General features: G+C 63.6%; 20 protein-coding genes. 11 read left to right on the top strand and 9 right to left on the bottom strand.

All coding sequences use genetic code 11. The annotated features are described in order from the left end of the window. Nucleotides 1-77: 77 nt before the first annotated feature. Nucleotides 78-2,180 (bottom strand): bifunctional rhamnulose-1-phosphate aldolase/short-chain dehydrogenase, encoded by a 2,103-nt coding sequence (locus AC3EMP_RS08220; protein WP_023750009.1) that lies wholly within the window; start codon nucleotides 2,178-2,180, stop codon nucleotides 78-80. Between the two features lie 183 nt (nucleotides 2,181-2,363). Between AC3EMP_RS08220 and AC3EMP_RS08215 the strand changes: the two genes are divergently transcribed. From AC3EMP_RS08215 to AC3EMP_RS08185, 7 genes are all read left to right on the top strand, one after another. Next, a complete protein-coding gene (locus AC3EMP_RS08215; RefSeq protein WP_488494602.1) occupies nucleotides 2,364-3,167 on the top strand; it encodes a DeoR/GlpR family DNA-binding transcription regulator in 804 nt (267 codons plus the stop codon). Between the two features lie 48 nt (nucleotides 3,168-3,215). After that, entirely contained in the window at nucleotides 3,216-4,211 is a 996-nt protein-coding gene (rhaS, locus tag AC3EMP_RS08210; protein ID WP_023669661.1) for a rhamnose ABC transporter substrate-binding protein, read from the top strand. Between the two features lie 84 nt (nucleotides 4,212-4,295). Further along, nucleotides 4,296-5,837 (top strand): sugar ABC transporter ATP-binding protein, encoded by a 1,542-nt coding sequence (locus tag AC3EMP_RS08205; protein ID WP_023708171.1) that lies wholly within the window; start codon nucleotides 4,296-4,298, stop codon nucleotides 5,835-5,837. Then, on the top strand, nucleotides 5,834-6,811 hold the full coding sequence (locus AC3EMP_RS08200; protein WP_352597379.1) for an ABC transporter permease: 978 nt from the start codon (nucleotides 5,834-5,836) through the stop codon (nucleotides 6,809-6,811). Before AC3EMP_RS08205 ends, AC3EMP_RS08200 begins: the two co-directional genes overlap by 4 nt. Then, nucleotides 6,808-7,803, top strand: coding sequence for an ABC transporter permease (locus AC3EMP_RS08195; RefSeq protein WP_352710405.1), 996 nt, complete (start codon nucleotides 6,808-6,810; stop codon nucleotides 7,801-7,803). The genes AC3EMP_RS08200 and AC3EMP_RS08195 overlap by 4 nt, the downstream gene beginning before the upstream one ends. Then, nucleotides 7,803-8,120: an L-rhamnose mutarotase gene (gene rhaM / locus AC3EMP_RS08190; protein ID WP_023681927.1), complete on the top strand. Its 318-nt coding sequence runs from the start codon at nucleotides 7,803-7,805 to the stop codon at nucleotides 8,118-8,120. The genes AC3EMP_RS08195 and rhaM overlap by 1 nt, the downstream gene beginning before the upstream one ends. After that, nucleotides 8,117-9,493 (top strand): FGGY-family carbohydrate kinase, encoded by a 1,377-nt coding sequence (locus AC3EMP_RS08185; protein WP_352710401.1) that lies wholly within the window; start codon nucleotides 8,117-8,119, stop codon nucleotides 9,491-9,493. The genes rhaM and AC3EMP_RS08185 overlap by 4 nt, the downstream gene beginning before the upstream one ends. On the opposite strand, the gene AC3EMP_RS08180 is transcribed toward AC3EMP_RS08185, so the two are convergent. The 3 genes from AC3EMP_RS08180 to galE all read right to left on the bottom strand — a co-directional run bounded on the left by AC3EMP_RS08180 (nucleotide 9,494) and on the right by galE (nucleotide 13,667). After that, a complete protein-coding gene (locus AC3EMP_RS08180) occupies nucleotides 9,494-11,320 on the bottom strand; it encodes an alanine racemase (protein WP_023711396.1) in 1,827 nt (608 codons plus the stop codon). It abuts the gene before it with no gap. A 3-nt stretch (nucleotides 11,321-11,323) separates the two neighbouring features. Next, nucleotides 11,324-12,574 (bottom strand): D-amino acid dehydrogenase, encoded by a 1,251-nt coding sequence (locus tag AC3EMP_RS08175; protein ID WP_488494601.1) that lies wholly within the window; start codon nucleotides 12,572-12,574, stop codon nucleotides 11,324-11,326. A 97-nt stretch (nucleotides 12,575-12,671) separates the two neighbouring features. After that, nucleotides 12,672-13,667 (bottom strand): UDP-glucose 4-epimerase GalE, encoded by a 996-nt coding sequence (gene galE, locus AC3EMP_RS08170; protein ID WP_023669652.1) that lies wholly within the window; start codon nucleotides 13,665-13,667, stop codon nucleotides 12,672-12,674. Between the two features lie 279 nt (nucleotides 13,668-13,946). Here galE and hemA point away from each other — a divergent pair, with 279 nt between their 5' ends. Then, nucleotides 13,947-15,224 carry a 5-aminolevulinate synthase gene (gene hemA / locus AC3EMP_RS08165; protein ID WP_352710395.1) on the top strand — a complete coding sequence of 426 codons (1,278 nt, stop codon included), beginning with the start codon at nucleotides 13,947-13,949 and terminating at the stop codon, nucleotides 15,222-15,224. An 18-nt stretch (nucleotides 15,225-15,242) separates the two neighbouring features. On the opposite strand, the gene AC3EMP_RS08160 is transcribed toward hemA, so the two are convergent. After that, on the bottom strand, nucleotides 15,243-16,409 hold the full coding sequence (locus AC3EMP_RS08160; protein WP_023669650.1) for a pyridoxal phosphate-dependent aminotransferase: 1,167 nt from the start codon (nucleotides 16,407-16,409) through the stop codon (nucleotides 15,243-15,245). Nucleotides 16,410-16,566: 157 nt separating this feature from the next. Next, nucleotides 16,567-16,986 carry a large conductance mechanosensitive channel protein MscL gene (mscL, locus tag AC3EMP_RS08155; RefSeq protein WP_023681933.1) on the bottom strand — a complete coding sequence of 140 codons (420 nt, stop codon included), beginning with the start codon at nucleotides 16,984-16,986 and terminating at the stop codon, nucleotides 16,567-16,569. 251 nt (nucleotides 16,987-17,237) lie between these two features. On the opposite strand from mscL, the gene AC3EMP_RS08150 reads away from it, so the two are divergent. After that, nucleotides 17,238-20,741 carry a PAS domain-containing hybrid sensor histidine kinase/response regulator gene (locus tag AC3EMP_RS08150; protein WP_023738224.1) on the top strand — a complete coding sequence of 1,168 codons (3,504 nt, stop codon included), beginning with the start codon at nucleotides 17,238-17,240 and terminating at the stop codon, nucleotides 20,739-20,741. A gap of 104 nt (nucleotides 20,742-20,845) precedes the next feature. Here the strand turns inward: AC3EMP_RS08150 and AC3EMP_RS08145 are convergent, their stop codons facing one another. Both AC3EMP_RS08145 and AC3EMP_RS08140 read right to left on the bottom strand, forming a co-directional pair. Further along, nucleotides 20,846-21,505 (bottom strand): response regulator transcription factor, encoded by a 660-nt coding sequence (locus tag AC3EMP_RS08145; RefSeq protein ID WP_352710390.1) that lies wholly within the window; start codon nucleotides 21,503-21,505, stop codon nucleotides 20,846-20,848. A gap of 116 nt (nucleotides 21,506-21,621) precedes the next feature. Further along, entirely contained in the window at nucleotides 21,622-22,056 is a 435-nt protein-coding gene (locus tag AC3EMP_RS08140) for a hypothetical protein (protein WP_352710387.1), read from the bottom strand. Between the two features lie 105 nt (nucleotides 22,057-22,161). Between AC3EMP_RS08140 and AC3EMP_RS08135 the strand changes: the two genes are divergently transcribed. Both AC3EMP_RS08135 and AC3EMP_RS08130 read left to right on the top strand, forming a co-directional pair. Beyond that, complete coding sequence (locus tag AC3EMP_RS08135) at nucleotides 22,162-22,512, top strand: DUF952 domain-containing protein (RefSeq protein WP_023669645.1); 351 nt, start codon at nucleotides 22,162-22,164, stop codon at nucleotides 22,510-22,512. Continuing rightward, a complete protein-coding gene (locus AC3EMP_RS08130; protein WP_023711402.1) occupies nucleotides 22,509-23,579 on the top strand; it encodes a quinone-dependent dihydroorotate dehydrogenase in 1,071 nt (356 codons plus the stop codon). Before AC3EMP_RS08135 ends, AC3EMP_RS08130 begins: the two co-directional genes overlap by 4 nt. On the opposite strand, the gene AC3EMP_RS08125 is transcribed toward AC3EMP_RS08130, so the two are convergent. Beyond that, nucleotides 23,576-24,913: an MATE family efflux transporter gene (locus AC3EMP_RS08125; protein WP_023696686.1), complete on the bottom strand. Its 1,338-nt coding sequence runs from the start codon at nucleotides 24,911-24,913 to the stop codon at nucleotides 23,576-23,578. The genes AC3EMP_RS08130 and AC3EMP_RS08125 overlap by 4 nt on opposite strands. Nucleotides 24,914-25,015 lie beyond the last annotated feature (102 nt).

Below are 25,015 nucleotides of genomic sequence, written 5' to 3'. Positions count from 1 at the left end.
GCTGCCCCTCATCCGGCCCTTCGGGCCACCTTCTCCCCGTATAGTGACGGGGAGAAGAGAAGCGCTCCGCCCTTAACTCAGCGCGTAAAGCTCTGCGCGTTGCCGGCGTCGACGTTGATGATGTTGCCGGTGGACTTGGCCGACATGCCGGAGGCGAAGAAATAGATCGCTTCGGCGATGTCTTCCGGAAACACCGAGCGCTTCAGCATCGAGCGCGAGCGGTAGTGCTCTTCGAGGTCGTCGGTCGACATCTTGTAGGCGGCGGCGCGCTGTTCCTTCCACTCGCCGGTCCAGATCTTCGAACCGCGCAACACGGCGTCCGGATTGACGACGTTGACGCGGATCTGGGCTTCCGCGCCTTCCAGCGCCAGGCAGCGGGCGAGATGGATTTCGGCCGCCTTGGCGGTGCAATAGGCGGCGGCGTTGGGTGACGCGGCAAGGCCGTTCTTGGAGGCGACGAAGACGACATTGCCGCCGATCTTCTGGGCGCGAAACAGCCGGAAGGCTTCGCGCGAGACCAGGAAATAGCCGGTCGACAATATGTCCATGTTCTTGTTCCACAGCGCCAGCGTCGTCTCCTCGATCGGCGCCGAGGAGGCGAGGCCTGCGTTGGAGACGAGAATATCAATGCCGCCGAACTCGACGGCTGTCTGGGCGAAGCCGGAAATCACCTGCTCCTCCGCGGTGACGTTGATCAGCACCGGCCGGACGAAGTCCTTGCCATAGGCTTTCGCCAGTTCGTCATTGGCGCTGGCAAGTGCGGCCTCGTCGATATCGGCCAGCACGACGCAGGCGCCTTCGCGCAGCAGCCGGCTGGCGGTGGCGCGGCCGATGCCGCCGGCGCCGCCGGTGACCAGCGCGATTTGGCCGGCGAGCGACTTCGGCTTCGGCATGCGCTGCAGCTTCAAATCCTCGAGCAGCCAGTATTCGATGTCGAAGGCCTCCTGCGCCGGCAGGCCGACATAGGACGAAACGGTCGAGGCGCCGCGCATGACGTTGATGGCGTTGACGTAGAATTCGCCAGAGATGCGGGCGGTGGCCTTGTCGCCGGCGAAGGTGAACATGCCGACGCCGGGCATCAGGTAGACCACGGCGTTGGGATCGCGGATCGGGGGCGAGTCCGGATGCTTGCAGCTGTCGTAATAGGCCTGGTAGCCGACACGGTACTCAGCGATATCGTCGGCGAGGCGCGCAATCACGGCTTCGACGTCGGGCTTCGCTGGGTCGAACTCGATAACCAGCGGGCGGATTTTTGTGCGCAGGAAATGATCCGGGCATGAGGTACCGAGTGCCGCCAGCGGGCGCAAATCCCTGGAGTTGACGAATTCGAGCACGGCGGCGGAATCGTCGAAATGGCCGAGCTTGTGGCTCTTCTCCGAAATCAGGCCGCGGATCCTCGGCATCAGTCTCGCCGCGATGGCGCGGCGCTCAGCGGCGTCTAGCGATTTGACGACTTCGCCGCCGAAGATGGCGAGACCCTCGGAGCGGCGCTCGAACCATTCGATCGCCTGGTTGATGACCGAAATGGTCGTTTCGTAGCACTCCTTGGGTGTGTCGCCCCAGGTGAACAAGCCGTGGCTTTCGAGGATGACGCCCTTGGCCTCGGGGTGTTCGACGCAGAATTTCTCAAGCCACAGGCCAAGTTCGAAGCCCGGCCGCTTCCATGGCAGCCAGCCGATGGCGTCGCCGAAGATTTCCTTGGTCAGCGCCTTGGAATCCTTGGCCGCGGCAATCGCGATAATGGCATCGGGATGCATGTGATCGACGAACGCCTTCGGCACATAGGCGTGCAGCGGCGTGTCGATCGAGGCCGCGCGTGGATTAAGGTTGAAGGTGCAGTGGGGAAGATAGCCCACCATCTCGTCCTCATGCGCGACGCCGCGATAAAGGCCTTTCAGCGCCTGCAGTTTGTCCATGTAAAGCGTGGCGAAACCGTCCAGCTTGATCGAGGCGCTGTCGCCGCCCGAGCCCTTGACCCATAGCACTTCGACTTCGGCGCCGGAGAGCGGGTCCTTCTGCCGGATCTTGGACGAGGTGTTGCCGCCGCCATAATTGGTGACACGCTTGTCGGAGCCGAGCGTGTTGGAGCGATAGACCAGAAGCTCAGGCTCGCTCAGCCCCTTGGCTTTCGCATCGTCCCAAAGGTTGGCAAGGCGCGAGCCGGAGCGCTTGTCGAGCATGATTATCCTCCCTGGGACGCAAAAGGCGCGGTCCATTTTGCCGGAAATGTCTACGCAAGCATCTCGGTTGTCAATCATAAACGATCAAGATCGATCATATTGCACTGCACAATGAAATTATATGAGCGGAAATGATTGACACTGGTGGTTTTCTAGTGCCTCATGACCATGCAGGGAGGAACCATGCACGAAAAAGAGCGCCACAGGATCATTCTGTCCGCCGTCCAGGAAAAGCCTGTGGTGACGGTGCAGGAGATGGTCGACCTGACGGACTCCTCCGAGGCGACGATCCGGCGCGATATCGCGGCTCTTCATGTGCAAAAGCGCCTGCGCCGCGTGCGGGGCGGCGCCGAAGCGATCTCGCCACCGCAGTTCATCGGCCTCGCCGGCCGGCCCTTTTCCGTCAACGAAACGCTCAATGCTTCGCAGAAGCGCGCGATTGCGCGCGAAGCGGTGGAGTTGTGCAAGGACGGCGAGCCGATCATCATCAATGGCGGCACCACCACCTTCCAGATGGTGCATTTCCTGACCGGACGCCGCATGCCGATCTTCACCAATTCGTTCCCCATCGCCGAGCACCTGCTCAAGCATTCGAAGAACACCGTCATGCTGTCGGGCGGCACCATCTACCGCGAGCAGAACATCATCCTCTCGCCCTTCGACAATGACGTGACGCGCAATTTCTACGCGCGCCGCATGTTCATGGGCGCTCAAGGGCTCGGGCCGCTTGGCCTGATGGAAGGCGACCCGCTGCTGATCCAGGCGGAGCAGAAACTGATCGACCAGGCCGACGAACTGGTGGTGCTGGTCAACTCATCGAAATTCCGCCAGCGCTCGAGCCTGATCCTGTGCGGGCTCAAGCGCATCGCCACCGTCATCACCGATGACGGCATCGAGGATCGCGAAGCCAACATGCTGGAGGCCGCGGGTGTGACGCTGATCGTCGCCCGCAAGTCGGCAAAGGAAGAATCCTCGCTGCAGGCCTGAGGCCAACCGCAGCGACGATGGAATGCAACGCTCAAGGGAGGAAATACGATGAGCTTTCTGAAGAAATTGATGGTGACGGCCGCGTTCTCGGCCGCCATGTTCGTGAATGCCGCCTATGCCGAGAACGTCAAGATCGCGCTGGTGGTGAAGTCGCTCGGCAACGGCTTCTTCGACGCCGCCAACAAGGGCGCCGAAGAGGCGGCCAAGGAACTCGGCGATGTCGACATCATCTACACCGGCCCGACCAAGGCGACCGCCGAAGCGCAGATCGAAGTGGTCAATTCGCTGATCGCGCAGAAGGTCAACGCCATTGCGATTTCGGCCAATGACGCCGACGCGCTGGTGCCGGTGCTGAAGAAGGCCATGGAGCGCGGCATCACCGTCATCTCGTGGGATTCGGGCGTCGCCAAGGAAGGCCGCCAGCTGCATCTCAACCCGTCCGACACCGGCCTGATCGGCGAGACCATCATCAAGCTGGCCGCCGACTATCTGCCGGAAGGCGGCGAAGTCGCCATTCTGTCGGCTTCGTCGACCGCGACCAACCAGAACGCCTGGATCGACGCGGCCAAGAAGATCCTGCCGGAGAAATTCCCCAAGATCAAACTCGTCGCCACCGTCTACGGCGATGACGATTCGGCCAAGAGCACCGACGAAGCCAAGGGCCTGCTGAAATCCTATCCGAACCTCAAGGCGATCATCGCGCCGACCACCGTCGGCGTCGTTGCCGCTGCCCAGGTCGTCACCGACGCGAACCTGATCGGCAAGGTCAATGTCACGGGTCTGGCGCTGCCGTCGGAGTTCAAGAAGTTCATCGACAACGGTTCCAGCCAGGCGGTTGCCCTCTGGAATCCGATCGACCTCGGCTACTCCGCCGTCTACCTCGCTCATGATCTGGCGGTGAAGAAGGAAGAGGCAAAGCCGGGCGCAACGCTGTCGATCGGCCGCGTCGGCAAGGTCACGCTCGATGACAGCAACTCGGCTGCGATGGCTCCGCCCTTCCAGTTCGACAAGTCCAACATCGAAAAGTTCTCCAAGATCTATTGATCTCGGACGTCTCGGACCAAGCGCGGCGGGACCAAAATCCCGCCGCGACTTTAAACGGACCTTGTTTCAGGGCTTGATACGGATATGGACACGACAGCCCAGCACGGCATTGCTAAGGAGGAGCCCACGGGTCCTGCCCCGCGCCTGACGCTGTCCGGCGTCTCCAAAAGCTTTCCCGGCGTGCGCGCGCTGCACAATGTCAGCCTGTCGCTTTACCCCGGCCAGGTTACGGCGCTGATCGGTGAAAACGGTGCCGGCAAGTCGACGCTGGTCAAGATCATGACCGGCATCTACCAGCCCGACGCCGGCACGATCAGCATTGACGGCCAGGCCGTCACCCTGCCCAGCGCGCATGCCGCCTTCGGCCACGGCGTCACCGCCATTCATCAGGAAACCGTGCTGTTCGACGATCTGAGCGTCGCCGAAAACATTTTTCTCGGTCATGCGCCGCGCACGCGGCTAGGCACCATCGACTGGCGCACCATGCGAAAACACGCGCGCGAAGTGCTCGACACCATGCATGCCGGCCATATCAACGCCGATGCGCGGCTGAAAGACCTCGGCATCGCCAACAAGCATCTGGTAGCGGTTGCTCGCGCGATGTCGATCGATGCGCAGATCGTCATCATGGATGAGCCGACCGCAGCCCTTTCGATGAAGGAGATCGAGGAGCTTTTCCTGCTGATCGAATTCCTCAAGGAGGAAGGCAAGGCGATCCTGTTCATCAGCCACAAGTTCGACGAGATCTATCGGATCGCCGATCGCTACACCGTGTTCCGCGACGGCGAGATGGTTGGCGAGGGCCTTATCAAGGATACCGGCCAGAGCCAGATCGTGCGCATGATGGTCGGCCGCTCGGTCGATCACATCTTTCCGCAACGCAAGGCCGAGATCGGCGCGCCGGTGCTGTCGGTCGCTGGCCTTTCGCACCCGACCGAATTCAACGACATCGGCTTCGAACTGCACAAGGGCGAGATCCTCGGTTTCTACGGCCTTGTCGGCGCCGGGCGGTCAGAGGTGATGCAGGCGATATCGGGCATCACCCGCATATCGGGTGGAACGATCACGCTGGAAGGCAAGACGATCACGCCGAAATCGGCGGCGGATTCCATCGAAGCCGGCATCGTCTATGTGCCGGAAGAGCGCGGCAAGCAGGGCGTGGTGATCGGCCTGCCGATCTTCCAGAATGTCTCGCTGCCTTCGCTGAAGCGCACCTCCAAATCCGGCCTGCTGCGATTGTCGGAAGAATTCGCGCTCGCCCGCTCCTACACCGAGCGGCTTGACCTCAGGGCCTCCTCGCTCAGCCAGGATGTCGGCACGCTGTCGGGCGGCAACCAACAGAAGATCGTCATCGCCAAATGGCTGGCGACGGCGCCCAAGGTGATCATCCTGGATGAGCCGACCAAGGGCATCGACATCGGCTCCAAGGCCGCCGTGCACGGCTTCATGGCCGAGCTCGTCGCGCAGGGCCTGTCGGTGATCATGGTGTCGTCGGAACTGCCGGAGATTCTGGGCATGTCCGACCGCGTCGTCGTCATGCGCGAAGGGCTGGTTGCGGCGGTCTACGATAATAAGGGGCTGGACGCCGAAACGCTGGTCCGGACGGCAGCGGGGATCGCGGCATGAAGGCTCTCCTGAAATTCCGCGAGATCTGGCTGGCAGCGGCGATCGTCGCTTTGATTGCTCTGATCTCGACGCGCTTCCCGGCCTTTGCCGACCCCGGCAATCTCGCCCAGGTGTTCAACGACACCTCGATCCTGATGATCCTGGCGCTGGGACAGATGGTCGTCATCCTGACCCGCTCGATCGACCTGTCGATGGCCTCCAACCTGTGCTTCACCGGCATGGTGGTGGCGATGCTGAACGCCGCGCATCCGGCGATCCCGATCCCGCTGCTGATCGTCATTGCGCTGGCCGTCGGACTGGTGCTCGGCGCCATCAACGGGCTGCTTGTGTGGCGGCTGAACATCCCTTCGATCGTGGTGACGCTGGGCACGCTCACCATCTATCGCGGCGCCACCTTCGTCCTCTCCGGCGGCGCCTGGGTCAATGCCGACAAGATGAGCCCTGAGTTCATCGGCTTCCAGCGCGCAGCTTTCCTGGGCATTCCGGTTCTGTCCTGGATCGCCATACTGGTCATCGCGCTGTTCTTCGTGGTGATGACGCGAACGGCGCTTGGCCGTTCGATCTATGCCATCGGCGTCAACCCGACGGCGTCGGTCTATGCCGGCATCGATGTCGGCCGAACCAAATTCATCGTCTTCTGCATTTCCGGCATGATCGGCGGGCTCGCCGGTTATCTCTGGATTTCTCGTTATGTCATCGCCTCGGTCGAGGTCGCCAATGGCTATGAACTCAATATCATCGCCGCCTGCGTCATCGGCGGCGTTTCGATTGCCGGCGGCATCGGCTCGGTCGGGGGCGCGGTGCTCGGCGCGCTGTTCCTCGGCATCATTTCCAACGCGCTGCCCGTCATCAACATCTCGCCCTTCTGGCAGATGGCGATTTCAGGCAGCGCCATCATCCTGGCCGTCGTGCTCAACGCGCGTGGCGAACGTCAGCAGGGGCGGATTATCCTGAGGAAAGCGGAAGCGGCATGACCGACACCCCCGCCCCGCGCCACATTCCCGACCGGCTCGACAAGCCGCTCTCCTCGGCGATCTTTTCCTGGGAGGCGCTGCTGGTCGTCGTGGCGGTCGCCATCTTCGCCATCAACAGCTTCGCCTCGCCCTATTTCCTCGACGCCTACTCCCTGTCGGATCTGACTTTCAATTTCACCGAGAAAGGCCTGATCGCCTTCGCGATGGCGCTGCTGATCATTTCGGGCGAGATCGACCTGTCGGTCGCCGCCATCATCGCGCTCGCCTCGACCATGATGGGCATGGCGGTGCAGGCCGGCGCCGACACGCCGGTGCTGGTGGCTATCGGCATCGTCGTCGGGCTCGGTTGCGGCGCCTTCAACGGGCTCCTGGTGACAAGGCTCGGCCTGCCCTCCATCGTCGTCACCATCGGCACGATGAGCCTGTTTCGCGGCATCGCCTTCATCATCCTGGGCGATCAGGCCTACAAAGGCTATCCCGAGAGTTTTGCTTTCTTGGGCCAGGGTTACGTCTGGTGGGTGGTGTCGTTCGAACTGGTGCTCTTCCTCATCGCGGCCGTCGCCTACTGGTTCCTGCTGCATCGCACCAGCTTCGGCCGCCGTGTCTTTGCCGCCGGCAACAATCCGGTCGCGGCACAGTTTTCCGGCGTTCGCGTCGGCCGCATCAAATTCATCCTGTTTTGCCTGACAGGGCTGATGGCCGGCATCGCCTCGGTGCTGATCACCTCGCGGCTCGGCTCGACGCGACCGTCCATCGCGCAGGGTTACGAGCTTGAGGTCATCACCATGGTGGTGCTGGGCGGCGTCAGCATTCTGGGCGGCTCCGGCAGCATTGTTGGCGTCGTGCTCGCCGCCTTTATCATGGGGCTGGTGACCTTCGGCCTCGGCCTGCTCAACGTGCCCGGCATCGTCATGTCGATCTTCATCGGCCTGCTCTTGATCTTCGTCATCGCGCTGCCGATCGTCTGGCGGCGGCTGCGTGGTAACGGCTGATGCCTGAGAAATACGCCTTCAAGATGCAGCTCAAACCCGGCATGAAAGCCGAGTACAAAAAGCGCCACGATGAGATCTGGCCGTCGCTGGTGGCGCTGCTGAGAGAGGCCGGCGTCGCCGATTATTCGATCCATCTCGATGAAGACACCAACATCCTGTTCGGCGTGCTGTGGCGGCGCGACGACCATGGCATGGCCGACCTGCCGAAGCACCCGGTGATGCAGCGCTGGTGGGCGCACATGGCCGACATCATGGAGACCAGGCCGGACAACCAACCGGTGGCCATCCCCCTGGAAACAATGTTCCATATGGCATGAGTGCGCTGCGCCACATCGCCGCCATCGACATCGGCAAGACCAACGCCAAGGTGGCGCTGGTCGATCTCGTCACGCTGAGCGAGGTGGGGTTGCGCCGCATGGCGAACGCGCCGCTGCGACAAGCGCCCTATCCGCATCACGATGTCGAGGCGCTGTGGACGTTTATCCTCAACAGCCTTGCCAGCCTCGACCGCGAACAGCGTATCGACGCGATTTCGATCACCACGCATGGTGCGACCGGCGTGCTGGTCGACGCCTCGGGCGAGCTGGTGCTGCCTGTCCTAGACTATGAGTTCGATGGCCCCGACAGGTTGGCGGCGGAGTATGATGCTGTTCGTCCGCCCTTCGCCGAAACCGGTACACCGCGCCTGCCGGTCGGTCTCAATCTCGGCGCGCAATTCTTCTGGCTTGAGAAGCGTTTCCCCACCGAATTCGCCAAGGCCGCCGCGATGCTGATGTATCCGCAATACTGGGCGCTGCGCCTGACCGGCGTTGCCGCCAACGAGGTGACCTCGCTCGGCTGCCACACCGATCTGTGGAGCCCTTGGGAGGCGGACTTTTCCTCGATGGTCGACAGGCTGGATTGGCGCAGGCTGATGGCATCGGTGCGGCCGGCCAGGGACCAGCTCGGCCCGATCCTGCCGGCGCTTGCCGCGCGCACCGGGCTCGATCCGCAGACCCCGGTTTTCTGCGGACTGCACGATTCCAACGCCTCCCTATTGCCGCATCTTCTGTCCGACGAGCCGCCCTTCTCGGTCGTCTCGACCGGCACCTGGGTGGTATCGATGGCGGTCGGCGGCAGAGAGATTGCGCTCGATACTGCGCGCGACACGCTGGTCAATGTCAGCGCGCTGGGCGACCCCGTGCCCTCGGCGCGTTTCATGGGTGGCCGTGAGTTTTCCCAGCTGACCAAGGACAAGCCGCAGGACTGCAGCGGCAGCGAGGTGCTGGCCGTTCTGACAAAAAAGATGCTGCTTTTGCCTTCTACCCAGCAGGGATCAGGACCGTTCCCGCACCATGCCGCGGAATGGCTTGATGCCGACGGCATCAGCAAAGGCGAGCGGTTCGCCGCCATTTCGTTCTATCTGGCACTGATGACGGCGACCTGCCTCGAGCTGATCGGCGCCGACGGCCCGACCACCGTGGAAGGACCGTTTGCTCGAAACCGGCTCTTTGTCGGCATGCTGGCGGCAGCGACCGCGCGCATCGTCATCGCCTCCGAGGCGGCCACCGGCACCAGCATCGGCGCGGCACTGCTCGCATCCGATCAGCCAGTGACGCACGGCAAGGGCGAAAGAATTGAGCCGCAGACCGACCCGGTCTGGGCGGCCTATGTCACCGCGTGGCGCGCGGCAGTCGACGCGCAAGGCTGATCACAAAATCCGCTTCCCAAAGGCCGACATGACGAAGTTGACGGCGTCGGCGCCGATCCGCGGCTCCAGACCGGCGGTCAGCCCGGAAACATCCATCGACAGCAGACCGCCGGACAGCGAGATCGCCTCCATTGCCTGATGCGTCTCGCGCACCGTCAGCCCGCCCGAGCCCGCAGCCCAGCCGGTAAATTCGGTCGCCGTCGGCGAATAGCTGACGTGAAAGCCCTGCGTGCCCGACGTCGCGATGCGGATCGCCTCATGCATGAGGTCGCGCATGCCCATGGCGTCGATGTCGGTCATGGTGAAGGCCGAGACACGCGAATCCTTGAGCACCCTTGCCTCCGCCGGATCGGCATGGCGCAGGCCCACGATGACGACATTTTCCGGCGACAGCTGCGGCTGCAGCGCGCCGGGCTTGTGATCGAGACCGAGCGCGCGGGCCAGCACCGAGACTTCAGGCATGTCTTCGGCCTCCTCGTCCTCGGGCATCAGGGCGGCGAGGGAATCGATCCAGATCAGGCCAAAGGAATGCGTCGCCCGCGCCGTTGCGGTCAGCGCCTTGTGGGCGATACGGCGATCTGCGCCGGCGGCGAGACGGACGAGGCCCGAGGGCGGCCGCTCGACGTCGGCGAGTTCGACCACGTCGAAATTCATTGCCTCCAGCCGCGCGCCGGTTCCCTCGCGGGCGATAATCCCGCCGGCTTCCGGTTCGGCCGAGATCGACACCATCTTGCGGCCGGAGAAATCCGCGACGTCGTGCATCGGCGCCTTCTCGACATATTCCGAGGTCATCGCCAGAAGCATGGCGCCATAATTCATGCGGAAGGCGACGCGGTCGCCGACGGTGGGTCGCGGATCGGCATCCTGCACATCGAGCAGCAGATGGTCGCTGGAAGCGCCGAGCACCCTCACCCCTTTGGCGATCGGCGTCAGCCCTTCCACCAGCACGTCCTCGCGGCCTATATTGGCGATGGCGCGCAGCCGGTCGCCCTCGTCGGCAAAGACCGGCTGGTTGCCGAAGGCGTCGTAGCCGGATGTGCCGATCGGCCGCGAAGGCTTGAGTTTGACCTCGATGATGTCGCTGGTCAGCCGGCAGGCATCGGGTTCGAGTTCGGGCCACGGCACGTCGCGAAAGGTTTCGACACCGCCTTGCAGGATCGCCTCGCCCACGCGCAGATTGTTGATGCCGGGCGGCAGCTTGCCTTCGAGCAGCAGCGTCAGCGATGACGAGGCGCCGCCGGAAATGAAGTCGAGGCTTTTGCCGGACAGGCGCTCAGTCTTGTAGGCATGGGCGACGAGTTGGCCAAGGTTCTCCGGGGTCGGCATTATGGCGCCGAAGCAGCCGAGATTGGTGCCGATGCCGGCGATGCGCACGCCCTTGAATTCCAGGATCTGCTCGACGGTGGGGATCAGGTCGCTTGGCCAGATGCCTTCGCGGAGATCGCCGAGATCGATCATCAGCATGATGTCGTGGACGCGGCCCATGCGCTCGGCAATGCGCGATATCTCGCGGATGGTGGTCAGTTCCGACTGCAGGCTGATGTCGACGGTGCGCACGACCTCCTCGACGCGCGCCATGGGCGGGCTGCGCAGCAGCATGACCGGCGCATTGATGCCGCTGTCGCGCAGCCGCCGAATGTTCTCAAAACGCGATTCCGCGATGCCGGCAACACCGCCGCGCAGCATGGCCCGCGCCACCTGCGGCATGCCGCATGTGCCCTTGGTGACACCGAATACCTTGATATCAGACAATGCGCAGCGTTCGACGATGGTGCGGGCGTTGCGCTCGATGCGGCCAAGGTCGATAGCGACTTGCGGTCCCGACATCGCTCAGCTCCCGTAGACCAGCCCTTGGGGGTCGATCCCCGGCTTGCGGCCGGCGACGAGGTCGGCCAGGAACTTGCCCGAGCCGCAGGCCATCGTCCAGCCGACATGGCCATGCCCAGTGTCGAGATAGAGGTTGCGATATTTGGCCTGACCGATGACCGGCACCGAGTTCGGCATCATTGGTCGCAGGCCCGCCCAAAGCAGCGCCTTCTTCTCGTCGAAAGCGCCGGGGAAAAGGTCTTTGCCGGTGCTCAGCATAGACTTGAAGTCGCTGGGCTTGAAGCTGCGGTCGAAGCCGGTGAACTCGGCTGTCGAGGACATGCGCAGGCGGTTTCCGAGCCTGGAGTAGCCAACCAGCCGGTCCTCGTCGGCGCCGCCCATGGTCGGTCCCTTGCTCTCGTCCTCCAGTGGGATGGTCGCGCTATAGCCTTTAACCGGATAGACGGGCAGGTCGATACCGTAGCGGCGACCGATCAGGCCGCTCTCGGGGCCCATGGCGATGACGACGGCGTCGCCCGTCACCGGGCCGGCCGATGTCATGACCGCACGCACCCAGTCGCCCTCTATGTCGAGCCCCTCGATCGTGGTGTCGAACAGGAATTTGACGCCAAGCTTTTCGGCCGCATAGGCGGCGAGCCCGTCGACGAATATCCTGGAATCCCCGGTCTGGTCGATCGGCGAATAAACGCCGCCGGCGATCTTTTCCTTCACGCCCGCGAGCCCGGGCTCAAGTTCGACCAGCCGGTCGCGGCCCACGATCTCGATCGGCAGGCCATGCTTCGCCAGAAACTGGTAGTTGTCGGTGCCGGTGTCGAGACTGTGCTGCGAGCGGAAGAAATAAAGAATGCCCTTCTTGCGCTCGTCATAGTGGATGCCGGTGGCGTCGGAGAGCGCGTTGATGCAGTCGCGCGAATAGAGCGCCAGGCGCAGTTTGACCTGGCTGTTGGCGCGCAGGCGCGCCACCGTGCACTGGCGCAGGAAGCGCAGGCTCCAGGCGAGGAAATAGGGATCGAAGCGCAGCCTGACCTTGATGCCGAGATCATGGTTCCAGAGCGCGCGCAGGAAGGTCTTCAGCGCCGCCGGGGAGGCCCAGGCGGTGGCGTCGCCCGGCGACACCAGACCGGCATTGGACTGGCTGGTGCCGCGCGCCGGCGCCGGATGGCGCTCGATAACGGTGACCTCATGGCCGTCGGCGGCCAGATAATACGCGGCCGCGGTACCGACAACGCCGGCTCCAAGCACCGTTATCTTCATGCCACCCCCTCTTCGCGGCACAGCGCCTCCACGCCGCACCGCCATTGCTTCAATAGCGCTTCGCCGCGCGCCTTGCGAGCCCTCGGAAGTGCCCGGCTCAGCCCCGCGCGGAGTTCTTGCCGGTGAGGATACGCTCCCAGGCGAGTGCATCGGCGACGATCTGGTCGAGGTCGTCGCGTTGCGGGGTCCAGCCGAGTTCGGCGCGTGCAAGGTCCGAATTGGCAACCACGGCGGCGGCGTCGCCGGGGCGCCGGTCGCCCATCTTGACCTCGAAATCCCGGCCGAAGGCGCGCCGCACGCTGTCGATGACCTCGAGCACCGAATAGCCGTGGCTGTAGCCGCAATTGGCGACGAGGCTGCCGCCGCCGGCGCGCAGGCGCTGCAGCGCCAGCCTGTGGGCCGCGGCCAGGTCGCTGACATGGATATAATCGCGCATGCAGGTGCCGTCCGGCGTCGGATAATCGGTGCCGAACACCTGCATGAATGGGCGTTTGCCGAGCGCGGTCTCGCAGGCGACCTTGATCAGATGCGTGGCGCCAGGCGTCGACTGCCCCGTCCGGCCCCTGGGATCGGCGCCGGCGACGTTGAAGTAGCGAAGCGCCGTGTAGCGCAAGGGATGCGCAAGCGCTGCATCGCGCAGCATCCATTCGCTCATCAGCTTGGACAGGCCGTAGGGCGATTCCGGCGCCAGGCGGGCATCCTCGCGCACCGGCTCCAGGCCGGCGCCGCCATAGACGGCGGCGGTCGAGGAGAAAATGAAATGCGGCACGCCCTCGCGCACGGCGGTTTCGATCAGCGTGCGGGTCTTGGAGGTGTTGTTCTCGTAATAGGCGAGCGGATCGGCAACCGATTCCGGCACCACGATGGAACCGGCGAAGTGGATGATCGCGTCGACCTTGTTATCCCGGATGATCTGGCCGACCAATTCCCTATCGGCGACATCGCCGACGACAAGCTTGGCTTCCGGCGCTACCGCCCATTCGAAGCCCGTGGAAAGGCGGTCGAGAACGACGACGCTCTCGCCGGCATCCAGCAGTTCCCAGACCATGTGGCTGCCGATATAGCCGGCGCCGCCCGTTACCAAAACCGTCATCCGCGTCCTCTTTTACTCATGATTTATCGGAAACTGTCTCAATCACCGCCTTACTGGAAAGCCTGCGGCAAGGCCATTAGAAACGCCTGAATGTTAAATCCGTAACAGTCTCACCGGCCTGTGGCATCGTACGGAAACAAAATTGATCCACATCAAGGGAATAGGCCACGATCTGGCATCGTTAGGAACAGGCTTGGGGCGTGGCATTTTGACCAAAACGGCCCGGTGGACGACGAATGGGCCAACGATTATGATCCCGCGCAAAACTGGGAAGGCGACATGAACTATCAGCGGTTCTTCGAGGAAGCGATCGACCAGCTCCACGCCGAGCGGCGCTACCGGGTTTTCGCCGATCTCGAGCGCATTGTCGGCAAGTTTCCGCGCGCCATCTGGCGTTCCAACGGCCGCGCCGAGGAAATCACCGTCTGGTGCTCCAACGACTATCTCGGCATGGGCCAGAACCCCGATGTCATCGCCGCTTTCCAGAACGCGGCCGGCAAGATGGGTTCGGGCGCCGGCGGCACCCGCAACATTTCCGGCACCTCGAACCCGTTGGTCGAACTCGAGCTGGAACTGGCCGACCTGCACGACAAGGAAGCCGCGCTCGTCTTCACCTCCGGCTTCGTCTCCAACGAGGCCTCGATCTCGACCATTGCGCGGCTTTTGCCCAATTGCCTGATCATTTCGGACGAGCTCAACCATGCCTCGATGATCGAAGGCGTACGGCGCTCGGGCGCCGAAAAGAAGATTTTCCGCCACAACGACGTCGCGCATCTCGAAAGCCTGTTGCAGGTGGCGGGCCGCGAACGCGCCAAGCTGATCGTGTTCGAGAGCGTCTATTCGATGGATGGCGACATCGCGCCGATCAAGCAGATCGTCGAACTGGCCGAACGCTACAACGCCATGACCTATATTGACGAGGTCCATGCCGTCGGCATGTACGGACCGCGCGGCGGCGGCATCACCGAGCGCGAGGGGCTGGCCGACCGCATCGACATCATCGAAGGCACGCTGGCCAAGGCGTTCGGCACGCTGGGCGGCTATATCGCCGGCAACAGCGCCGTCATCGACGCGGTGCGCTCCTATGCTCCGGGCTTCATCTTCACCACGGCGCTGCCGCCGGCCATCGCCGCCGCCGCCACCACGTCCATCCGCCACCTCAAGCGGTCGCAAGCCGAGCGCTATGCGCAACAGCGCCAGGCGTTGCGGACCAAGGAGGTTCTGTCTGCAGCCGGCCTGCCGGTGATGGAATCGCCGACACACATCGTGCCGGTGCTGGTCGGTGACCCCGAACTCTGCAAGATGGCCAGCGACCGTCTGCTCGGCGTGCACGGCATCTACATCCAGCCGATCAACTATCCGACCGTGCCGCGCGGCACCGAGCGGCTGCGCATCACGCCGACGCCGTTCCATACCGATACCCTGATTGCGGGACTGCAGGACGCGCTGGTCGAGACATGGGATGCGCTGGGCATTCCCTACGGCTCCGCCGGACGGCCCAGTGTCGCCAAGAGCGACCGGATTGTGCCGCTGCTTGTGCCGAAGTCGGGCGGCTGAAGCCGCCGCCCATTTATCTCAAACCGTCCTCATCCATCCCGCCAGCCGGTGTGCCGCTTCCTCGAGTTGGTCGAGGCGGCGGTGGAAGCACAGGCGCAAAAACGCCTCTCCGCCAGGGCCGAAGGCGGTGCCCGGCGCCAGGCCGACATTGGCCTTGTCGACGATGTCGAAAGCAGCCCGGCGCGGATCGGTGATGCCGTCGACCGTGAAAAACAAATAGAACGCGCCTTGCGGCACGGTGAAGCGCGCTTTGCCGGTTGCGCCGAGAATATCGCAGACCAGGTCGCGCGCTTTCCTGGCGCGCTCCACCTGCTCGACGATGAAGGCATCACCGTGGTCCAGCGCCGCGACGGCGCCGCGCTGCATGAACTGGGCGACGCCTGAGGTCGAATACTGGATCAGGTTCTCGAACACCTGCTGCAGCTCGGGATGGGTCTTGATCCAGCCGACGCGCCAGCCGGTCATCGCCCAGTTCTTGGAAAAGGAGTTGACGAACAGGATGCGGTCTTCCGCGGTCGAAATGTCGAGGAAGGACGGCGCACGGCCGTGGCCGTAGTGGAACAGCGAATAGATCTCGTCGGCGATGATCCACAGACCCTTTTGGCGGGCGAGATTCAGGATCGCCTGCAGCGTTTCCTTATCGGCCGTCCAGCCGGTGGGGTTCGATGGCGTGTTGACGAACAGCGCCTTGGTGCGCGGCGTCACCGCAGCCGCAATCTTGTCGACATCGCAGGACCAGCCATTGCCCGACTGGTCGAGCGTGACCGCAACCGGGGTAGCGCCGGAAATACCGGCGGCGGCGGCGAAATTCGGCCAGGCCGGGGAGAGATAGACCACCTCGTCGCCGCTGCCGGCGACCGCGGCTAATGCCAACTGAATGGCATGCATGCCGGAACCGGTGGCGATGAATTCCTCTTCGGCGAAGCTCTTGCCGAAATGCCTGGCATAGTAGCGAGAAAGCGCTTGCCTCAGCTCCGGAATGCCTTTCTGCCAGGTATAGAAGGTCTCGCCATTGGCGAGCCCCTTGGCGGCGGCTTCCGAAATGAAGGCAGGCGTCGGCAAATCGCCTTCACCGGCCCAGAGCGGGATCATGCCCTCGCGCGTACGGCCGTAATTGACGACGGCGACAATGCCGCTTTCGGGGGCGGCCACCGCTTCGGCGCGCAAGCTATCGATCAGGGTCATGACAGGTCCGTTTTGATGTCTGCTTTGATGCATGTCATTATCCAGAACCGCTGCGCACTTATGGGCGACATGCATTGGCGGATGCTCTTAGCAGATGCGGCAACAGAAAACCCCGGCCGCGAACGACCGGGGTTTTGGTCCAGAAATCTGGCCTTGTCTATTTCCTGGCGAGGAGATCGCGAATTTCGGTGAGCAAAGCGACGTCGGCCGGTGGCGGAGCCGCAGGTGCGGCCGGCTTCTCCCGCTCGAGCCGCTTGCGCATGTTGTTCACGGCCTTGACCATCAGGAAGATGATGAAAGCCAGGATGACGAAATTCAGCGCCACGGTGATAAAATTGCCGTAGGCGAACACCGCGCCTTCCTTACGCGCGTCGGCAAGATTGGTCGAATGCACTGTTGATGAGAGGCCTATGAAGTAGTTGGAAAAGTCGACGCCACCAAGTGCGCCGATGAAAGGCATGATGATGTCATTGACAAGAGAATCGACGATCTTGCTGAAGGCCGCGCCGATGATGACGCCGACCGCAAGGTCCATCACATTTCCTTTGGAAATGAATTCCTGGAATTCTTTCAGCATTCGACCCTCCTTGTCATGACGGACCGCGCTGCCGCCGTCCCTCCGGCGTCGGCCCGTGCGCACCATAACAAAAACCTGCGGTTGCAACAGAAGCAAAAGCTGGAAAACACCGCTTTCTCCTTACCTTAGGTCACGGTTCGACAGGGCGGCGTCGCGGCCATGCGCCGAAAGCCGCGATGGACTTGACCTTAGAGCTGTGATTGCCTCTGGGCAGGCCGGGGTGAAAGCTGGCCGAGGAGGATTTTCGGGCCGTGCAGGGCTGGTTCATCGTCATCATTGCGGTCGCCTATGTAACGCTGCTGTTCGTCATCGCCAGCCTCGGCGACCGGCGTTCAACGGCGTTGGGACCCGGCCGCGCCCGGCCCTTCATCTATGCGCTCAGCCTCGCCATCTACTGCACCTCCTGGACCTTCTTCGGCTCGGTCGGCCTGTCGTCCGAGCGCGGCCTCGAATTTTTGGGCATCTACACCGGGCCGGTGCTGGTGTTCGTGTTCGGCTTTCCGCTGCTCAATCGCATCGTGCGGCTGGCCAAGAGCGAGAAGATCACCTCGATCGCCGACTTCCTCGGCGCGCGCTACGGCAAGAGCTTTGCCGTCTCGGCGATCGCCACGCTGATCGCCACCATCGGCGCGGTGCCCTATATCGCACTGCAATTGAAGGCGATCTCCGGTTCGGTCGGCCTGATGGTCGAGCATTATACGGGATCGCCGCCCTCCTTCGATCCCTTCGTCAGCGACATCTCGCTGGTGGTGGCCATGCTCTTGGCGCTGTTTGCGGTGCTGTTCGGCACCCGCCATGCCGACGCCACCGAGCACCAGGACGGGCTGGTGCTGGCGGTGGCGGTCGAAACCGTGGTCAAGCTCGCCGCCTTCCTGGCGATCGGCCTGATGGTCACCTTCCTGATCTTCGGTGGCCCGGGCGACATGATCGACAAGCTGGCCGAAAACAGCCAGGTGCGGCAAGCCATGGGCTACAACACCTCGCTCGCCACCTGGCTGGTGCTGACTTGCCTGAGCGGCTTTGCCATCATCATGCTGCCGCGCCAGTTCTACGTCACCATCGTCGAGAACCGCGGCGAGGCCGAACTGCGCACCGCGACCTGGGTGTTTCCGCTCTATCTCGTGGCGATAAACCTGTTCGTGCTGCCGATCGCCTTCGCCGGCCTGGCGCTGGTCGGCGCCAAAACCACCAGTGACCTCTATGTGCTGGCGCTGCCCTTGTTCGGCGGCCATGACTTCCTCGCCATGGCCGCCTTCATCGGTGGGCTGTCGGCGGCGACCGCCATGGTGATCGTCGAAAGCGTGGCGCTGTCGATCATGATCTCCAACGACCTCGTCATCCCGCTGTTCGTGCGCCGCCTGCTCAAGACCACGACCTCTGAGAATGAGGATTGGTCGACGCTGATCCTCAACGTGCGGCGCGGCGCCATCTTCATCCTATTGTTCATCGCCTTCCTCTACTACCGCGAAAGCACCAACTCGGCGCGGCTGTCGTCGATCGGCCTGATGTCGTTCGCGGCAATCGCCCAATTCGCGCCGGCGCTGATCGGCGGGCTGATCTGGCGCGGCGCCAATGGCCGCGGCGCGGCCCTTGGCATGGTCGCCGGCATCCTCGTCTGGGGCTATACGCTGCTTTTGCCGTCGCTCTCGGCAGCCGACGCGGACATCGTCGTGCAGGGGTTGTTCGGTTTCGAGGCGCTGCGGCCGCAGGCTCTGTTCGGCACCGTCGCCGAACCGTTGAACCACGGCGTGCTCTGGAGCCTGTCGGTCAACACGCTGTTCTTCGTGCTCGGCTCGCTGTCGCGCGCGTCAGTGCCGCTGGAGCGGATCCAGGCGTCGATCTTCGTGCCGCGCGAATCCGGCCCGATGCCCAGCCTGCGCCGCTTCCGCACCGCCATCACCGTCAACGTGCTGAAAGACACCATCTCGCGCTACCTCGGCGTCGAGCGCACCGAGCGCTCCTTCCAATCCTTCGAGAAAAGCAATGGCGTCTCGCTGCACGGCAATGAGCAGGCCAGCATGGATGTCATCCGCTTTTCCGAGCAGCTGCTGGCGAGCGCGGTCGGCTCGTCTTCGGCGCGGCTGATCCTGTCGCTGCTGTTTCGCCGCAACGACCGCGAGTCCAAGGACGCCTTTCGCCTGCTCGACGACGCCACCGAAGCGCTGCAGCACAATCGCGACCTGCTGCAGATCGCGCTCGACCAGATGGAGCAGGGCATCACCGTATTCGACCGCGATTTTCGTCTGATCTGCTGGAACAGACAATATCGCGCGCTGTTCGACCTGCCCGACGAGATGGGCCAGGTCGGCGTCTCGCTCGACCGCATCCTGCGCCACCTCGCCGAGCGCGGCGATATTCCGGCCGACCAGCGCGTGGCGATGCTCAACCGGCTGACCAGTTTCGTCAGCCCGTGGCAGATGGAGTTGAAGACCAGCGGCCGCATCCTCGAACTGCGCTCAAACCCGATGCCGGACGGCGGAATCGTCGCCACCTATGCCGACATATCAGGACGCGTCGAACAGGATTTGGCGCTGAAGCGGGCCAATGAATCGTTGGAGCAGCGGGTCAAGACGCGCACCATCGAACTGACTAGAGTCAACGAGGAGTTGACCCGGGTCAATGAGGAGCTGGCGCAGGCGCAGATGCTGGCCGAGGAGGCTAATCTGGGCAAGACGCGCTTCCTCGCCGCCGCCGGCCACGACATCCTGCAGCCTTTGAACGCCGCCCGTCTCTACTGCTCGTCGCTGATCGAAAAAGCCGGCAAGGGGCCGGCGGGCAAGGCTGCCGTCAACATCGAATCCTCGCTCGAATCGGTCGAGACGATCCTGGGCGCCGTGCTCGACATTTCGCGCCTCGACGCCGGCGCAATGAAGCCGGACGACAGCGCCTTCCGCCTGGACGGGCTGCTGCGCCAGATCGGCAATGATTTTCAGCCGCTCGCCGCCGAAAAGAAACTCGATCTGACGATCATAGCCTCGTCGCTCAGCGTGTTGACGGACCGCAACCTGCTGCGCCGGCTGATCCAGAATCTGGTCTCCAACGCCATCAAATACACCCCCCATGGCCGCATCCTGGTCGGCGTGCGACGGCGCGGCGAACTCGCCGAAATCCAGGTGATCGACACTGGCATCGGCATTGCCGGCGACAAGCTGAACACGGTCTTCAACGAGTTCACCCGGCTGGACGAAGGCGTGCGCGAGGCCGAAGGTCTCGGCCTTGGCCTGTCCATCGTCGACCGCATCGCGCGGGTGCTGCGGCTCGAGATCCAGATCTTTTCCAACCCGGGCAAGGGTACGCGCTTTTCCGTTATCCTGCCGGTTGCGGCGGTTGAGGCGCCGCGGCGCGAGGTCGAGCCGAAGGCGCCTGCCCGCACCGCGAATTCGCTGGCCGGCCTGCGCGTCATGTGCATCGACAACGACGCTCGCATCCTCGACGGCATGCGGCTTCTGCTCGAGGGCTGGGGCTGCAGCATCGGCACGTTTTCGGGTTCGGAGGATTTTGGCAGGGCCGATCGTCCCGACATCGTGCTTGCCGACTATCATCTCGATGGCAGAAGCGGCCTCGACATCATCGCCCGCCTGCGTGACATCCATGGTTCGGACCTGCCGGCCGTGCTGGTCACCGCCGACCGCTCCACCGAGGTCCGTGCCGCTGCCGCCGCCCTGGACGTGCCGGTGATCAACAAGCCGCTGAAGCCGGCCGTGCTGCGTTCCATGATGGCAAGGGTCAGGCCGCTGGCATCGGCGGCCGAGTAGGGTTCAATGCATGTCGCCCAGAAGTGTGCCCCGGTTCTGGGACCACGACATGCATCGAACAAGAGCTAAAGCGGGTCGCATGAATCCGTTCAGCGCGATGCGCTTTAGCCTGCTGGCTGCAACGGATCGCTGCCGATCTTGGACAGCTGGATCACCGCCTGGGTGCGGCTGTCGACGCCGAGCTTCTGCAGGATGGCCGAAACATGCGCCTTGACCGTCGCTTCGGAGACGCTGAGCTCGTAGGCGATCTGCTTGTTGAGCAGGCCTTCGGCCAGCATGCCGAGGACACGCGTCTGCTGCGGTGTCAGCGCCTGCAGCCGCTTGATCAGGTCGGATATTTCCGGGTCGCGCTCGACGCCGAGGTCGATGCCGACGGGGGCTGCGATATCGCCTACCAGCACCGATTGCACAGCGCTGCGGATTTCCTCCATGCTGGCCGATTTGGAGATGAAGCCGGATGCGCCGAGATCGAGCGCGCGCCGGATGGTCACCCGGTCGTCGTGGGCCGATACCACCACCAGCGGCACCGCCGGGTGGATGCCGCGCAACGCGATCAGACCGGACAGGCCGCTGGCGCCCGGCATCGACAGGTCGAGCAGCACCAGGTCGACATCCTCATTGGCCACGACCAGGGCCTTGGCGCTTTCGAAATCGCCGGCCTCGTGAATGGCGGCGACATCGCCGACGCCGGCAAGCGCCTCTTTCAAGGCGCCGCGGAACAGCGGATGGTCGTCGGCAATGACGAAGGTGTAACCCGACGGCAAATCTTCCTCCCAAATCCCTTATCGATTATCGGCTTTTACGGGACCGGACGATTATGCGGCGAAGCGCTTTGTTTCAAGCGGCAATGGCCGGACGGGGCATTTCCCCGCCGGGCGGTTCAGGTCTTTTGCGAGTTGAGTTTGGCGCCGTCGCCATTATCCTTGTCCATCTCCTTGACGATGCCCATGAAGCCGCGCAGCATGCGCTCCATATAGCTCATCGTCTTGTCGAAATCCTCTTCGCTCGGCAATTTCGATTCGAGACGGGCCGACAGCGAATTCTCCAACCTGGTGACGCGTTCGTCCATGGCCTTCATCGAGGACTGCAAACGATCGACCTCGTCCTGGAAGGCAGCGCGTTCGTCGGCCGCGATCTTGCAGACGAGCTGGCCGGAGCGCTCCTCGCAGATCGACATGGCGCCGGTCCGGGTGTCCTTGCGGACATAGCCGTTGGCCGATTTTTCCAGCCGGTAGCGGTCGGTCTCTTCGGACCAGGCCGATGCCGCAACCAGCGAGACCAGTGCGGCGGGGATCAGTATGTGCTGCAGACGCATGTTCCATCCTCCACGAGCCAGTATGCGCAACCTATCACAGCTTTGCGCCGTAAATGCGGACGAGTTGCCCTTCCCCGCATGATCGGTTCGGATTATAGCGCAACCATGTCTCAGATTATCTACAAGATCGCGCCCGAAGCGCTTTGGCGCGAGGCCGAGAAAAACGGCCGTTTCACCGGCGCTCCGATCGATATCGCCGACGGCTTCATCCATTTCTCCACCGCTGATCAGGTCAGGGAGACGGCGGCGAAGCATTTCGCCGGCCAGATGGATTTGCTGCTGATCGCCATCGACGGGGCGCTGCTCGGTGACGCGCTGAAATACGAGGTCTCACGGGGCGGCGCGCTGTTCCCGCATCTCTATGGCGTGCTCGATATGAGCGCCGTGCTGTGGGTGCGGCCACTGCCGCTCGGGGCCGACGGCGCCCATCAATTCCCGGCGCTGGAGGCCGAATGATCGTGTTCGATCGCATCGGCCAGAAACTGCTGTTCACCTTCGATCCGGAAACGGCGCATGGCATGTCGATCGCGGCGCTGCGATGCGGTCTGCCGGTCGGCGCGCGGACGGTGCGCGACGACAGGTTGAAGCTCAGCCTCTGTGGCATCGCCTTCCCCAATCCGCTCGGCATGGCCGCAGGCTACGACAAGAACGCCGAGGTGCCCGACGCGCTGCTTGGCCTCGGCTTCGGCTTTGCCGAAGTCGGCACCGTGACGCCGCTGCCGCAGGCCGGCAATCCGAAGCCGCGCATTTTCCGGCTGACTGAGGATGATGCGGTGATCAACCGCCTGGGCTTCAACAATGAGGGCCACGAGGCGGCGGAAAAACGCCTTGCCGCGCGCCAGGGACGCGGCGGCATTGTCGGCGTCAACATCGGCGCCAACAAGGACAGCGCCGATCGTGTCCGTGACTATGAGTTGGGCGTTTCCCGTTTTGCGAAATACGCCAGCTATCTCACCGTCAACATCTCGTCGCCCAACACGCCCGGCCTGCGCACCATGCAGGCGCGCGAACAGCTCGGCGAACTGTTGTCTCGGGTCATGTCGGTGCGTGCAGCAGCTTCGGCGCAGCCGCCCCTCTTCCTCAAGATCGCGCCCGATCTGGTCGAGGCCGAGCTTGAAGACATCGCCGCCGAAGTCAGCGAGAAGCAGATTGACGGCGTCATCGTCTCCAACACGACGCTGGCGCGAACCGGATTGCGTAGCGCCACCAGCGAGACCGGCGGGCTCTCCGGCAAACCGCTGTTCGAGCGTTCGACCATCGTGCTGGCCAAGATGCGCAAATTGCTCGGGCCGGAGCGCGCCATTATCGGCGTCGGCGGCGTCGATTCGGCCGAGAACGCGCTGGAGAAAATCCGCGCCGGCGCCGATCTCGTCCAGCTCTACACCGGCATGATCTATGCCGGGCCGGCGCTGCCGGGGCGCATCCTTGCCGGGATGGTGCGATTTGCCGACAAGGAGCGGCTGAAATCATTGCGCGAACTGCGCGACAGCCGGCTCGATCAGTGGGCTGCCAGGCCGCTCTAAAACGCCGTGCGCAACCGGAGCCGCAGGATGGCCAGCAGGCTGAAGCCGCGCACCAGCAGGAAAACGTGCAGCGCCGCCCACAGGCCGTGATTGCCGAGAGACGGCGCCAAGCTGAACAATGCGGCGCTGAAGGCCAGGAACGACACCAGCATCATGTTGCGCATGTCGCGCGACCAGGTAGCGCCGATGAAGACGCCGTCCATCTGGAAGGCCAGCACGCCGCTCAGCGGTGTCAGTGCCGCCCACGGCAGATAGATGTCGGCAACAGCACGAACATCCGGCGACGTGGTGATCAACGAAATCAGGCCGGCGCCGCCGAGCCAGAAGATCAGCGTGGCGGTTCCGGCGAGGCCGAACCCCCAGAATAAGGTCAGACGTACCGCCCGGCGGAACGCCGTCTCGGCACGTGCGCCGATCGCGCGTCCCGCCAACTGTTCGGCCGCGGTGGCGAAACCGTCGAGAAAATAGCCGGCGACGAGGAAGAAGTTCATCAGCACGGCATTGGCGGCCAGCGTCAGCGTGCCGAACTGCGCGCCCTGGCGGGTGAACAGCGCGAAAGCGGCGAGCAGCGAGAACGAGCGGATCATGATATCGCGGTTGAGCGACAGCATGCGCAGGAAAGCGGGCATGTCGAGCAGGCGATGCCGCGGCAGGCGGGGTGCGGCCCGGAAGCGCCAGACAACGATGGCGAGACCCAGCAGCATGGCCAGACATTCGCCGGTGACGGTCGCCCAGGCCACGCCGGCGACGCCCCAGCCAAGCTTCAGGCCGAGCAGGATGCAAAGCACGATGTTGATGCCGTTGAGCACCGCCTGCAGCATCAGCCCAAGCCCGCCCTCGCCGCGTCCAAGGACATAGCCGAGGATGGCGTAGTTGATCAGCGTGAAGGGGGCGGCGAGCATTCTGATGTGGATATAGACGCCCATCGCCTCGCCGACGCGCGCTTCGCCGCCGATGAATTTCTGGCCGGCGATGGCAATCAGCGGCGCAAGGACGACAAGCACGATGCCGGCGGCGACCGCGATCAGCACGGCGCGCCAGAACACCGCCTGCTCCTCCAGTTCGTCGCCGCGCCCAAACGCCTGGGCGACGAGGCCGGTGGTACCGGAGCGCAGGAAATTGAAGGTGCTGAAGACCACGTCGAAGACCAGCGCCCCGGCCGCCAGGCCGCCGAGCAGGGCGGCATCGCCGAACTGCCCGACCACCGCCGTGTCGACGATGCCGAGCAGCGGCGTCGTCAGATAGGCGAGCGTCATCGGCACGGCGATGGCGAGCACCGAACGGTTGGTGACGGCGAAGGGTCTCGCGTCGGCTGGGATTGCACCCGTGTCCAGGGGACTGCTGCCTTGCTGATTGCGGCTTGATCGAACAGCCGATGTGCCCCATTTTCCGGCCACCGCGCAATCACTCTTGCCGTGACGGCCAACCGAAATGTT

Source organism: Mesorhizobium sp. P160219, assembly GCF_057786095.1.
Note: the sequence above shows the minus strand (reverse complement) of the source record. Positions and strands in the feature narration are given on the sequence as shown.